Annotated in this window: 15 protein-coding genes; 6 read left to right on the top strand and 9 right to left on the bottom strand. The window is 66.6% G+C overall.

The features are described 5' to 3' along the window. Positions 1 to 3 precede the first annotated feature (3 nt). Together IE187_RS16020 and IE187_RS16015 are read right to left on the bottom strand one after the other, a co-directional pair. Positions 4 to 414: a type II toxin-antitoxin system VapC family toxin gene (locus IE187_RS16020; protein WP_165954558.1), complete on the bottom strand. Its 411-nt coding sequence runs from the start codon at positions 412 to 414 to the stop codon at positions 4 to 6. Next, positions 411 to 683, bottom strand: a complete 273-nt coding sequence (locus IE187_RS16015) for a type II toxin-antitoxin system Phd/YefM family antitoxin (RefSeq protein WP_133191718.1) — start codon at positions 681 to 683, stop codon at positions 411 to 413. Before IE187_RS16015 ends, IE187_RS16020 begins: the two co-directional genes overlap by 4 nt. 57 nt (positions 684 to 740) lie before the next feature. Here IE187_RS16015 and IE187_RS16010 point away from each other — a divergent pair, with 57 nt between their 5' ends. Next, entirely contained in the window at positions 741 to 4130 is a 3390-nt protein-coding gene (locus IE187_RS16010) for an error-prone DNA polymerase (protein ID WP_189677062.1), read from the top strand. Between the two features lie 54 nt (positions 4131 to 4184). On the opposite strand, the gene IE187_RS16005 is transcribed toward IE187_RS16010, so the two are convergent. Continuing rightward, positions 4185 to 4676, bottom strand: coding sequence for a Dps family protein (locus IE187_RS16005; protein ID WP_133191716.1), 492 nt, complete (start codon positions 4674 to 4676; stop codon positions 4185 to 4187). Between the two features lie 101 nt (positions 4677 to 4777). Next, positions 4778 to 5341 carry a TMEM165/GDT1 family protein gene (locus IE187_RS16000; RefSeq protein WP_189677061.1) on the bottom strand — a complete coding sequence of 188 codons (564 nt, stop codon included), beginning with the start codon at positions 5339 to 5341 and terminating at the stop codon, positions 4778 to 4780. A 260-nt stretch (positions 5342 to 5601) separates the two neighbouring features. On the opposite strand from IE187_RS16000, the gene rpmG reads away from it, so the two are divergent. After that, positions 5602 to 5769 (top strand): 50S ribosomal protein L33, encoded by a 168-nt coding sequence (rpmG, locus tag IE187_RS15995; protein ID WP_010162189.1) that lies wholly within the window; start codon positions 5602 to 5604, stop codon positions 5767 to 5769. A gap of 189 nt (positions 5770 to 5958) precedes the next feature. Here the strand turns inward: rpmG and IE187_RS15990 are convergent, their stop codons facing one another. Then, positions 5959 to 6321, bottom strand: coding sequence for a response regulator (locus IE187_RS15990; protein ID WP_133191713.1), 363 nt, complete (start codon positions 6319 to 6321; stop codon positions 5959 to 5961). A gap of 36 nt (positions 6322 to 6357) precedes the next feature. Here IE187_RS15990 and IE187_RS15985 point away from each other — a divergent pair, with 36 nt between their 5' ends. From IE187_RS15985 to IE187_RS15975, 3 genes are read left to right on the top strand one after another with little or no spacing between them, the layout of a single operon-like run. Beyond that, positions 6358 to 6639 (top strand): DUF3572 domain-containing protein, encoded by a 282-nt coding sequence (locus IE187_RS15985; RefSeq protein ID WP_133191712.1) that lies wholly within the window; start codon positions 6358 to 6360, stop codon positions 6637 to 6639. Next, positions 6636 to 7280 (top strand): HAD family hydrolase, encoded by a 645-nt coding sequence (locus IE187_RS15980; protein WP_189677060.1) that lies wholly within the window; start codon positions 6636 to 6638, stop codon positions 7278 to 7280. Before IE187_RS15985 ends, IE187_RS15980 begins: the two co-directional genes overlap by 4 nt. After that, positions 7277 to 7744 (top strand): RidA family protein, encoded by a 468-nt coding sequence (locus IE187_RS15975; protein ID WP_010183131.1) that lies wholly within the window; start codon positions 7277 to 7279, stop codon positions 7742 to 7744. Before IE187_RS15980 ends, IE187_RS15975 begins: the two co-directional genes overlap by 4 nt. A gap of 36 nt (positions 7745 to 7780) precedes the next feature. On the opposite strand, the gene IE187_RS15970 is transcribed toward IE187_RS15975, so the two are convergent. Beyond that, positions 7781 to 8548: a glycoside hydrolase family 75 protein gene (locus tag IE187_RS15970; protein ID WP_229839449.1), complete on the bottom strand. Its 768-nt coding sequence runs from the start codon at positions 8546 to 8548 to the stop codon at positions 7781 to 7783. A gap of 13 nt (positions 8549 to 8561) precedes the next feature. Continuing rightward, on the bottom strand, positions 8562 to 9596 hold the full coding sequence (locus IE187_RS15965) for a polysaccharide deacetylase family protein (protein ID WP_189677058.1): 1035 nt from the start codon (positions 9594 to 9596) through the stop codon (positions 8562 to 8564). A 139-nt stretch (positions 9597 to 9735) separates the two neighbouring features. Between IE187_RS15965 and IE187_RS15960 the strand changes: the two genes are divergently transcribed. Further along, positions 9736 to 11229: a DUF4403 family protein gene (locus tag IE187_RS15960; RefSeq protein ID WP_189677057.1), complete on the top strand. Its 1494-nt coding sequence runs from the start codon at positions 9736 to 9738 to the stop codon at positions 11227 to 11229. On the opposite strand, the gene IE187_RS15955 is transcribed toward IE187_RS15960, so the two are convergent. Beyond that, positions 11214 to 11405: a hypothetical protein gene (locus IE187_RS15955; protein ID WP_189677056.1), complete on the bottom strand. Its 192-nt coding sequence runs from the start codon at positions 11403 to 11405 to the stop codon at positions 11214 to 11216. The genes IE187_RS15960 and IE187_RS15955 overlap by 16 nt on opposite strands. A 606-nt stretch (positions 11406 to 12011) precedes the next feature. Next, positions 12012 to 12641, bottom strand: coding sequence for a response regulator transcription factor (locus IE187_RS15950; RefSeq protein WP_189677055.1), 630 nt, complete (start codon positions 12639 to 12641; stop codon positions 12012 to 12014). Between the last annotated feature and the right edge of the window lie 275 nt (positions 12642 to 12916).

The following is a 12916-nucleotide window of genomic DNA, read 5'->3' as shown; positions in this document are numbered from 1 at the left end:
GGCTCAGCGCCGCGCGTCGATCGCCTTGAGGCGCCCCTCGCGGCCATAGTCGAGCAGGCGGGTATCGGCGGTCAGCAGCGGGCAATTGTACGCTCGCGCGGTCGCCATGATGATCCGGTCGCACGGGTCGCCGTGGATCTCACGCGGCAGGCTCCCCGCGTCCAACGCGATCTGGCGGGTCATGTCGGCAATGACGAGCCCTACCTCCACCAAACGCTCGATCCAAATCTCGGGCGGCATGGCGAGCGTCACGTTGCGCCGCGCGACGAGCATCCCGATTTCCCACATACTGATCGCGGCGAAGAGCGCCTCCCCCGATCCGATCGCGTCGGCCACGGTGTTTCCCGCAACCTTTCCGAGGCGCGGGTCGCCATCGGCGAACCAGATCAGGACGTGCGTATCGAACAGGATCACCGATACAGCTCGGCAGGATTATTGGCCTCCCACTCCGCTTCCCAGTCGGGATCGACCGGGGCGGTAGGGTCTACTCCGGGTGCCCATGTCACAGACCCCTTCATCATACCGAACCGTGCCACGGGGGCGGTCTTTTCGGCCACCGCCGACACGGTCGCAACCGGCTTGCCGCGCTTGGTGATGGTGATCGATTCGCCGCTTGCCTGGACCTCGTCGAGGATCGCCAGGCATTTGGCCTTGAATTCCGCCGCGCCGATCATCTTCGTCATGGGCTTTGCTCCTGCCGAACTGGTCACTTCTTATAGTCACTTCGCCAGATTCGGGCAATGATCTGGTCTGAATTGCAAGTGACGACGCATTACAGTTTCCTGCGCGGCGCATCGTCGCCCGACGATCTCGTCAAGGCCGCGGTGTTGACGGGAATGCCGGCGATCGGGGTGACCGACCGCAACTCGGTCGGCGGCGTGGTGCGCGCACTGGTCGCGACCGAGGAACTGTCGGCGATCCGCCCGATCCGGCTCGTTGCGGGGTGCCGGCTCGATCTGGTCGACGGGACGTCGGTGCTCGTCTGGCCCGAAGATCGCGCGGCGTGGAGCCGGCTCACGCGGCTGCTGACACTCGGCAAGGGCCGCGCCGATCCGCAAAAGGGCGAGAAGGGGCAATGCTTCCTGCATTGGGAGGATGTCGCGCAGCATGCCGAGGGGCTGGTCGCAGCACTGGTTCCCGGGCTGACCGAAACCTATGCCGAGGATGCCGAAGCGCTGCGCTGGATGGCCGACGTGTTCGGCAATCGCGGCCATCTCTGCCTGACGCAGCACCGCCGCCCCGGCGATGCGCAGCGGCTCCATAGCCTCGATGCGCAGGCGCAGCATTATGGCCTCACCCCGCTCGCGACCGGCGACGTGCTCTATGACGTGCCGCAGCGCCGGATGCTGCAGGACGTCGTCACCGCGATCCGCCACCGCTGCACGATCGACGACCTCGGCCATGCGCGCGAACGCAGCGCCGACCGGCACCTCAAGGGCCCCGCCGAGATGGCGCGGCGCTTCAAGCACCATCCGCGCGCGCTCGCCGCGGCCGAGGCGATCGTCGAGCGCTGCACCTTCTCGCTGCGCGAGCTGAAGAACCAGTATCGCTATCCCGACGAAGTGGTGATCAGCCAGCGCACCCCGCAGGACGCGCTCGCGACGATGGCGCGCGACGCGCTGTCCGACCGCTTCCAGGGCGCCCCACCGCCCGAATACACCAAGCTGCTCGAGCACGAACTCGGCCTGGTCGAGACGATGGGCTATGCGCCCTATTTCCTCACCGTCAATTCGATCGTCCGCTTCGCGCGCAGCCAGGGCATATTGTGCCAGGGGCGCGGATCGGCGGCGAATTCGGTGATCTGCTTCGTGCTCGGCATCACCTCGATCGATCCGATCGTCCATACCTTGCTGTTCGAGCGCTTTATCTCGACCGAGCGGCGCGAGCCACCCGATATCGACGTCGATTTCGAGCATGAGCGGCGCGAGGACGTGATCCAGTGGATCTACGAGACCTATGGCCAGCACCATGCCGCGCTGACCGCGGTCGTCAGCCGCTATCGCTCGCGCGGCGCGGTGCGCGAGGTCGGCAAGGCGCTCGGGCTGCCCGAGGACATGACCGCGGCGCTCGCCTCGCAAGTATGGGGCTGGTCGAACGACGGCGTCCCGCTCGAGCATGTCGAGGCGCTCAACCTCGATGCGACCGAGCCGCGGCTCGCGCTGACGCTCGAGCTCGCGACGCAATTGATCGGCACGCCGCGGCACCTGTCGCAGCATCCCGGCGGCTTCGTGCTGTCGCACGACCGGCTCGACGAACTCGTGCCGGTCGAGCCCGCTGCGATGATCGACCGCCGCGTGGTCGAATGGGAGAAGCTCGACATCGAGGAGATCGGGCTGATGAAGGTCGATATCCTCGGGCTCGGGATGTTGGGGTGCATGCGCCGCAGCTTCGATCTGCTGCGCGAGCATAAGGGCATCGATATCCGGCTCGACAGCCCCGAGATGCAGGTCGACGACCCTGCGACCTATGCGATGATCCAGCAGGCCGACACGCTCGGCACCTTCCAGATCGAGAGCCGCGCGCAGATGTCGATGCTGCCGCGGATGAAGCCCAAGGAATTCTACGACATCGCGATCCAGGTCGCGATCGTGCGGCCGGGGCCGATCCAGGGCGACATGGTCCACCCCTATCTCAAGCGGCGCGAACAGAAGGAGAAGATCGAATATCCCAATGCCGCGCTCGAGGGCGTGCTCAAGAAGACGCTCGGCGTGCCGCTGTTCCAGGAGCAGGCGATGCTCGTCGCGATCGTCGGGGCGGGGTTCACGCCCGGCGAGGCCGACCGGCTGCGCCGCGCGATGGCGACCTTCAAGATGACCGGCGGGGTCGGCGAATTCCGCGACAAGTTGATCAACGGCATGCTCGGCAACGGCATTTCGCTCGATTTCGCCGAGCGGCTGGTCAAGCAGATCGAGGGGTTCGGCAGCTATGGCTTTCCCGAGAGCCATGCCGCGAGTTTCGCCAAGATCGCGTATGCGTCGAGCTGGATGAAGTGCCACCATCCGGATGTGTTCTGCGCCGCGCTGCTCAACGCGCAGCCGATGGGGTTCTACGCGCCGGCGCAGATCGTGCGCGATGCGCGCGAGCATGGCGTGCGGATCGCGCCGGTGTGCGTCAACCGCAGCGAGTGGGATACGATCCTGCTTCCTCCCCTCCCGCTTGCGGGAGGGGACCGAGGGGTGGGCACGACCGGCGTATCACACGGTACCGCTTGCAATGGAGCGCGAGCCCAGCCCCTCCCGCGAGCGGGAGGAGTGACATTGCCCCTCCGCCTTGGCCTGCGCATCATCCTCGGCATCTCGGGCGCCGAGGCGGGCCGCATCCTCATCGCGCGCGGCGACCGGCCGTTCGCGTCGATCGAGGATGTCTGGCGTCGCGCCGGCGTGTCGCTGCTGACGCTCGAGAAGATCGCGCAGGCCGATGGCTTTCACGGCTTCGGGATCGATCGCCGCAAGGCACTGTGGGAGGTCAAGGCGCTCGGGCAGAAGCCGCTGCCGCTGTTCGCCGCCATCGAATCGCCGACCGAGCCGAGCGTGACGCTCAAGGCGCTCACCGCCGGACGCGAGGTGGTCGAGGATTATCGCGCGACGCAGATGTCGCTGCGCGCGCATCCGCTGAGTTTTTTGCGCGGCGAGCTCGAGCGGCGACGGGTGACGCGGTGCGGCAACCTGCGCGGGATGAAGGACGGCACCCGCGTCGAGGTCGCCGGGCTGATCCTGGTGCGGCAGCGTCCGGGGAGCGCGAAGGGGGTGGTGTTCGTGACGCTCGAGGACGAGACCGGCATCGCCAATGCGATCCTGTGGCCCGACCGGTTCGAGGCGCAGCGCCGCGTCGTGATGGGCGCAGCGATGCTCGGCATCAGCGGGCGCGTGCAGAGCGAGAGCGGGGTGACGCACGTCATCGCCGACCGCATCATCGATCTGACGGGGATGCTCCGCCAGATCGGCGATCTCGATTTGCCACGCCTCACCATGCCGGGCGACGGCGCGACGCATGGCGGCACGATCGACCCGCGCGACCGCAAGCCCGAGTGGAAACCGCCGGCGCAACGCGCGCTCGAAAGCTGGCCGCCGCGGGCGGGTGGGAAGGAGGATGCGGACCTTATTCCGGTCCGCAGCCACGATTTCCACTAGCGCGCCTAACCCTCCTCCCCTCCCTTTCCGGGAGGGGAGTCGAGAGCCCCAACGTCAGGCGGTCTTGCCGGTCTCGAACAGGAACCACGCGCGACGCTCGGCATCGTCGGTCCAATTGTCGATCATCGCGCTCGTCGCATTGTCCTTGGCTTCGTCGGCGATGTCCTTCGCCTCGCGCAGCGCCTCGACCAGCTTGAGATTGTCGTCGCGCAATTCCTTGAGCATCGCGGCCGGCGCGACGAACTCGGCGTCATTGTCGGTGATCGTCTGATGGCGTGCAATGTCGCCGATCGAGCGGAGCGTGGTGTTGCCGGTCTTGCGGACGCGCTCGGCAATGTCGTCGGTGCCGGCGAAGATCTGCGCCGCCTGCTCGTCGAGCAGCAGGTGATAGTCGCGGAAATGCGGGCCCGACATGTGCCAGTGGAAATTCTTGGTCTTGAAGAACAGCGCGAACGAATCGGCGAGGACGCCGTTGAGCGCCTCGGCGACGGTCTTGGTCGCATTGCTCTGCAGGTCGGTCGGGGTGTTCAGCGCCTTGGCAACCATGGGGTGCACTCCTGAAAAAGTTGATTCGATGCAGCAACGATTGTCTGGCGCAATGGGTCCCACCCCGCGCAGGCAAAAATGCGATCAGACCGATCGCCGCACTAGATCAGCCGCAGCGCACCAAGCCCTTGGACGGCGCCGGAAATCAGCAGGGCGACCGACGCGGCGATGCGCAGCGCCGTGGTCGGGATCGTCCGCATCCCCCGCGTGCCAAGCAGGATCGCGGGTACCAGCACGACCATCGCGCCGATCGTCGCGCCGACCGCGGCGAGCGCCGGCGTCGTGCTGCGCGCGGCGAGCGCGGCGGTGATGAATTGCGTGCGATCGCCGAAACCGAGCATCCCGACCGCGACCAGACTCGTACCAAACGTGCCAAGCCGCCAGTCGCGCAGCTTGGGCGGCTTGAGCGGCCAGCAGCCCGACGCGCCGGCCGAGAGCAACGCGAACGCCAGCAGCAGGTCGCGCGCATTGGGCGAGAGCATCGGCGCGACGATCACCCCGCCGACAACGCCGATCGCATTGCCGAGCGCGATCGCGAGCGTAGTCGCGGCGATCACCGCGGCCTTGCTCGCGTATCGATCGCCGAGCAGCGCCGCGGTCCACGGCGTGCGATCGCTCGCCTGGGCAAACAGCGCCGCGACGAGCGCGGCCATCAGCGCGTCCATACGCTCAGCCGTTCCGCCGCGCGAATCGCCCGACTCGCACGCGCCCTGCTTGCCCGCTCCGATCGATTGCCCCACATGCCGCGTGCATACGCTGTTGCCCCTTCGCCGCACAGGCTAAGCCGCAAGGCATAAAGGCCGGCTTAACTGCGCGCGAATCGGCGTGCGCGCTTGACATCCATGGCCTGTTCCGCCATCGGGCAGGGCTTCAAGCGGCGGCTCGTTCGCCGCTTTTGCATTTTCAGATCACAGGAATTCAGGTCATGGCAAAGCCGACCACGGTCAAGATCAAGCTCGTCAGCACGGCAGACACCGGCTTCTTCTACACCACGAAGAAGAACCCGCGCACCAAGACCGAGAAGCTGAGCTTCAGCAAGTACGACCCCGTCGTGCGCAAGCATGTCGAGTTCAAGGAAGCCAAGATCAAGTAAGCCGCTGGCCGCAAGGCCGGTTGCGTCGATCAGGGCCGCGGGCACTCGCCCGGCGGCCTTTTTCGCGTTCCTAAAAGCCCCTCCCCTTCAGGCGAGGGGTTGGGGGTGGGGAAGTGCCTCGCAGAGAGCGCTCACGAGATCAAACGTCCCCACCCCAACCCCTCCCCTGAAGGGGAGGGGCTTAGAAGGTCACAGCAACGCTGCGACCGAATCGACGAAGCGCATCAGCGAAATCGGCTTCGACACGTACGCGTCGGCCCCCGCCGCGCGGATCCGCTCTTCGTCCTCGCGCCCGGCATAGGCGGTCACCGCCATGATCGGGATCGCGCGCAAGGTCGCATCGGCCTTCAATTGCTGGATCAACTCATAGCCGCTGACATGCGGCAACTGGATGTCCATCACGATCAGATCGGGCGCGAAGGCGCGGGCGCGCACCACCGCCTCGCGCCCGTCGCGCACGCCTTCGGTCGCATATTCATGCGCGCGCAAAAGGTCGCAGAAAAGTTTCAGGTTGAGTTCGTTGTCCTCGACAACGAGCACCCTTTTTGCCACGCCCGCCATTCCTTGGTCCATGGGACGTCCTACCCAATGCGCAGCGCAGTGACAAATACCGACCCGACCCAAATCGCGCTCAACGCGCTTGTCTGGACGCTCGGCGACGAAGATCGCGCGCAACGCTTGCTCGATACGACCGGCCTCACCCCCGACGATCTGCGCGCCCGCGCGAGCGAACCCGCGGTGCTGTCGGCAGTGCTCGGTTTCCTCGAGAATTACGAACCCGACCTGCTCGCCTGCGCCGAGGGGATCGGCGAGCGGCCCGAAGCCATCGTCGCCGCGCGCGCCGCGCTCGATCCGGAGTATTACGAATGAAGGGCCTATTGATCTGCGATTGCGACGAGGTGCTGCTGCACATGGTGCGGCACTTCGGCGTGTGGCTGCGCGAGACGCACGATATCGACTTCGCGCATGAGAGCGGCGATTTCGCGGCGATGACGCGCCGCGGCGGCGGCCCCAAGCCGACGCAGGAGGAGATGTGGGAACTGCTCCACGGCTTCTTCCCCGCCGAGATGGGCCGCCAGACGCTCGTGCCGCACGCGCGCGAAGCGCTCGCGGCGTTGTCGCACGTCGCCGACGTGGTGATCCTCACCAACCTCACCGACGCCAACCGCGAGCCGCGCATCGCGCAATTGCTCGGCCACGACATGCCGTACCGCGTCGAGACCAATCAGGGCGGCAAGGGCGACCCCGTCGCGCGGCTGGTCGCCGAATTCGGCGATCCCGTGACGGTGTTCGTCGACGATCTCGCCGTGCATCACACCTCGGTCGCCAAGCATGCGCCTGATGTGTTCCGGCTCCACATGGTGTCGGAGCCAGATCTCGCCCCCCAGGTTGCACCCGCGCCCGACGCGCATGTGCGCATCGACGACTGGCAGGCGGCGCACGCCTGGATCGCCGATCGTTTCACCGCCGGCGTGCCGGCCACCGCCTCATCTGAAAGGACTTCTGCATGACCGACCGTATCGACCGCAAGCTCGCCGACCTCGGCCTGACGCTTCCAGCCCCCGCCGCGCCGGTCGCGTCTTATGTGCCCGCAGTCGATGCGCACGGGCTGCTGCATATCTCGGGGCAGTTGCCCTTCATCGATGGCACGCTGGTCACCGGTCGGCTCGGCGATGGCGTCGATCTCGAGGCCGGCCAGAAGGCGGCGCAGGCGTGCGGCCTGATGCTCGTCGCGCAGATCAAGGCGGCGCTCGGCGGGCTTCACCGCGTCGAGCGGATCGTCAAGCTCGGCGTGTTCGTCAATTCGACCGCCGATTTCACCGACCAGCCCAAGGTCGCCAATGGCGCGTCGGACCTGATGGTCGAGCTGTTCGGCGAGGCCGGCAAGCATGCGCGCAGCGCGGTCGGCGTCAGCGCGCTCCCGCTCGGCGCGGCGGTCGAAGTCGACGCGATTGTGCAGATCTCGACGCTGTAATCTTTATCCTCCCCCGCAAGGGGGAGGATTTCCCTCCTAGCCGTTCCTGCGGTGCGACGCCTGCGCGCGTAGCAGCGCGACTTCGACCGGGATCGTCCGCGCGATCGTCGCCGGTGTGAGGTCGTCGCGGGCGCTGCCGGGGAAGAGCACCGTCACGACATCCCCTTGGATGCTCTCCATCGGATCGACGACGCGCACGCACACGCCCGCCGTGTTGCGTTTCGCGCACAGTTCGCGGCCGAGCGCGCGGTGCAGCGCGATCGATCCCTCGCCCAGTTTCTCGAACGGCCCGGTGTCGGCGACGATGACGGGCACGGTCACGCCGTCATGGACGACATAGCCGAAATCGCCCGCCTTGACCCCGGTCAGCGCGGTGAACTGCCCCTCGACGTCGGACGGACCCTCCCACGGGATGACGACATAGGGGATGCGATCGGCATCGACCGGCACTTCGCCGCCGCGCCCGTCGGGGAGCATCAGTGCGGTCGGGCATTGGTCCATCGCGCCATGCTTGGGGCTGCACGCAAAGGGCGAGCCGTCGAGATCGACCGCCAGTTTCGAGACATAGGCGATCGTCCCGTCGGGCAGCCGGCGCAGCGCGGTCACTGCGTTGGGATCGTTGCGGCAGCCGTGGACGCGGTGTCCGCGAAAGCGGTCCTTCGCGTCGCACAGCCCGAACTCCTGCCGGTACGCTTCGTCGAGCGACTGGCCGGCGGAGAGATCGACCGTGGCGGGCGCGCCGGCGGCTTGCGCTGCCGGCGGCGTGACGGTCGCGAGCAGACCGAGCAAAAGCGTACGCAGCATCATTGCTCGTCGCTCACGAATGCGCCGGACTAACGCTCGCCGGAGCGTGCGGATCCGGGATCGCCTCGAGCCGCGCATCGCCCGCGACGACGGCCTTGGGCACGCGCGGCATCGTCTCGAACGGCAAGCGCTTGTTGAGCGTCTGCGACCAGCGTTCGAGCCATTCGTTGCCGTCGGGCCCGACATAATGGTCGGCGGTGCGATACGCCGGATCGCGCATCGCCGCATCGAGCGTGATCGGTCGCAGCCGCGCATCGCGCAGGATCGCGGCGAGCGCGTCGATGCTCGCGGCGTTGAGGCGGCTGGCATGGAGCAGGAAGACGAAGCTCGGCTCGCGCCCGAACAGGGTGCGTGCGGCCTGCTTGTACCAGGCGACGATCTCGCGCGTGAAGGTCAGATATTGCTGCCGGACCCGTGCCGCAGCCGCCAGGTCGCCGCGCGCGATGGCAGCGTCGTACAGCGTGGCGAACTGCCAGTCGCTATTCTCCATCGTCACCGGCGCGACGCGGTAGCCACGCTCGCCGAGCCAGCCCTCGAAGCGCGTGCGCACCGCCTGCGTCGTCCCCGTCTCGAGAAAGGGATAGCGGAACCAATGCTCGCGCCGTCCGCGTGCAGCGAGCAAGGGCGCGGTCACCGTTTCGTCGCGCGCGACGTCGGCGATATAGGTCTCGACCGGCGTCTTGGTGAGCGAAGGATGCGAATAGGTGTGGTTGCCGAGGTCCATTCCGGCATCGAGCCACGCCTCGAGCAAGGCGATCCGCGCGGGGCGGTCGGCGGCATCGAGCTGGATCTCGTTGACGAAGCCCGTCGCCTTCCAGTGGTTGCGCTGCATTCCCGCGAGCAAGCGGTCGGTGACGTCCTTGCCCTCGGCCGCGGTCCAGAAACGGCCATAGACGGGCAGATCGTCGACGGTGATCGCGACCCCCGTGGCGTAGAGCGGCGCTGAAGTCGCGGCGATCAGCGCGGCGACCGCGAGGCATCCGCTGCGCGCACGAGGCCGGAAAGCGCGCAAGGCGGAAAATACGCCCGAGAAACGAGGTTCGACCATGCGGATCCTGCTATGGCGGGAAAGATAACGCCGTATCGAGGACGATCAGCGTGGCAACGACTGCGAATGTGGCGTCTGCGGCAAGCGAAACAAGCCCCCGCGAAATGAACCGAAAGGACGCGAGCGCGTAATGCCGGGGATGAGCAGGAAACAGCAACAGCGTAGCATACGGTCAATCCGCTGGGCTGCCGGTGCGGCGTTGCTGCTCGCGGCGGGGTGCAGCCGCTCGGTCCACTCCCCTGCCCCGCCGCGCGTCGACACCGCGCCCGACTTTCCGTTGCAGACCTCGTCGATCGTGGTGCCGATCTCGGGCTCGCTCGACGATCTGCAGCGCGCACTCGAGACGCAGATTCCGCAGCGTTTGTGGCAAATCGACAAGCAGCTCGATTCCTGTGTCGCGGCAAAGCGCGTCGATCTCGGCATCGCCAAGGTCAAGGTCGTCCCCAAGCTCGGCTGCCGGATCGTCGGCGACGTGCGGCGCGGCAAGCTCGTGCTCGGCGGGCGCGGCGACCGGTTGACGATCACCATGCCGATCCACGCGACGATCGCGGCAAAGAAGGTTGGCGGGGTGGTTTCGAAGACCGCGACGGGCGACGCGATCGTCCACGCCCTCGCGCGGCTGTCGGTCGTCGGCAATTGGACACCCAGCGCCAAGGTGTCGATCGCCTATGACTGGACGACCCCGCCGGGGATTGATTTCCTCGGCCAGCGGATCGAATTCGCGAGCAAGGCCGATGCCCGGCTCAAGCCAGTGGTCGCCAAGCTCGAACAGACGCTCCCGCAGGAGCTCAACAAGCTCAAGCTGCGCGCCAAGCTCGCGAGCGCGTGGCAGCAGGGCTTCACCGCGATTCAGCTCAACCGCGAGCGCCCGCCCGCGTGGATGCGGATCACGCCCAAGCAGCTCGGCGTCGGCGGCTATAGCATCGATCGGCGGACGCTCACGCTGACGCTGGCGGCCGACGCGCTGACCGAGACCTTTGTCGGCGATCGCCCGGCCGACCCGGTCGCGGCCCCGCTGCCCCCGCCCGCGCGGAAAATCGGGCAGCGTGGGCTCAATTTCTTCATCCCGGTGCTCGCCGATTATGCGCAGCTCGAGCCGGTGGTCGAGCGCGCGTTGCGCAAGCGCGCGCAGAAGGGGATCACGCTCGCCGGGATCGGCCCGGTCGACGTCGAGTTCGGCAAGGTCACGGTCTATGCCACCACCGGCGGGCACCTCGCGGTCGGCATCGTCGCCAAGGCCAAGGCGCGCCAGAACGCTTTGCTCGCGACCAAGGGCGAGGTGTGGCTGACCGCAATTCCGTACAACGTCCCGGGATCGCAGCTGGTGCGCGTCCGCGACGTGACGATCGCCACCGATACCGACAGCGAGATCACCAACCTGCTGATCGCGGTGTTCAAGGACGGGTCGATCCGCGAGAGCATCGCGCAAGGACTCTCGCACGATTTCGCGCCCGATTACGTCAAGGTGCTGACCGCTGCGCGCAAAGCGATCGGGTCACGGCGGGAAGGCGATTTCGTGCTGTCGGCCGACGTCACGCGCGTCGAGAACGGTACGCTGGCGGTGACCGGCAAGGGGCTGTTCATGCCGGTCCATGCTGTCGGCCAAGCCTCGATCGCCTATCGGCCGCGCTGATCGGCCGCGCGATCGCCTTGGGCGTCGAGCGCTGGGGTTCGACGCGCTGGAGGATTGTGCAGTTCGAGCATCAGCCCGCCGCGCGAGACGTTCAGCACCGTCACGTCCACGCAGGACAGGCCATGCTTCAGCCGGGCCGGCACGCGCGTCGCCACGCGGTGGTCGCGCTTGTTCATTCCGCCCGGCGCTCCTGGATCCAGCCCTGATTGAGCGTGAACCCGCGGTTCCGAATGCCAGCCCCGGTGGTGGACAAGGGGTAGTTGCTCCACCGGGGCTGGTCTTCGCCGCAGTCCGGGATCAAGGGGATGTCCCGGGGCGGACCGGACACGGGTCGGTGGTGAACACCGCCGCTCCCGATTCCATTATAGCAAGGCACCGCGCGATTCGGCGGCGCAGCACCAATTTCTGGAGACCCGCGCTCAGACCCACCAGCCGAGCGCCGCCGACACGATCGACGTGGGTCGGCGGCGTGCCACCGATGCGGTGGGTGGGCGGCGGCCCCAAGTCCCGATCCGCAGCCATGGCGTATCTGCTCGCGACGACGCTCGACCTGCTTCCGTGCGGCACCGAATGTTCCCCGCGAACGCCTCTTTTCTTTGGAGAGTTTCGCGCGTCGAGCGGCCGGCGTCGCGTTAGGAAAAATACCATAGTACCGCTTCGGCCGGTCAGTCGACCGCCACACCAGCCTGATGCTGCGCGGCAGCGGCGAAGGCTGTCGACGATCGGCAGGACTGGGCAGGCCGCCGCCTGACCGCACCGCTACGCGCTGCGCGCTGCGTCGGTCAGGTGAATCCGGCGCGCGCGGCGTCGAGCCAACCGCCGGCATAGGCAATCCGAAGCGCCTCGGACAGGCTATGGACATCGAGCTTGGCCATCAGGTTGGCGCGGTAGATTTCGACCGTGCGCGGACTGAGCCCAAGCTCGTAGGCGATGATCTTGTTGCGCTTGCCCGCAATCAGCCCGCGCAGCACATTGCTTTCCTGCGGCGACAGCCGCGCGAGGCGTTCGGCCGCATTCCGCGCCTTCTCGGCCGCCTGCACGATCTCCCCAGCCCGATCGAACGCCGCCTCGATCACGCTGAACAGCGCTTCGGGATCGTAGGGTTTTTCGAGGAAATCGAGCGCACCGGCCTTCATCGCCTCGACCGCCGCAAGCGTGCTGCCCTTCCCGGTAAGCATGACGGGCACCATTTGCGGATATTGATCGGTCAGCAGCTTCACGACCTCGATGCCGTTGCGTCCCGGCATGCTATAGTCGAGCAGCACGACGCCAGGGTCGAGATCCGCCACCCGGCCCAGAAAAGCGTCGCCCGATATGAACCCCTGCACCACGATATCGAACCGCGCGGCGACCAAGGTCTGGAGCGACGCGCGCGTCGCATCGTCGTCATCGACAATATAACAGCTGCGCATCACGGGAGTTTCTCCTCACCGGTCAACCCTGCGCTTCATGTCCTCCCAGAGGATATCCAAGATGGAAGGAAAATCCGCGATGAATATTCTGATATTTATATTTGTTAATTAGGTTAATAAATATAGTATTATGCGTTTTTATGATCTCTATACTAGAACAGCTCTTATGTTCGCGATGGCTGACAAAAGCTATGACATACATTGAAAATCGATATCTTCGCCTGACTGAGCACCGCTTCGGTTCTGGTTGGTACGATCGTACGCAGCTTGCGCGG

The organism is Sphingomonas glacialis, from assembly GCF_014653575.1.
GTDB classification, from domain to species: domain Bacteria; phylum Pseudomonadota; class Alphaproteobacteria; order Sphingomonadales; family Sphingomonadaceae; genus Sphingomonas; species Sphingomonas glacialis.
The sequence above is the reverse complement of the archived record's forward strand: the minus strand, read 5'-3'. Positions and strand labels throughout refer to the sequence as shown.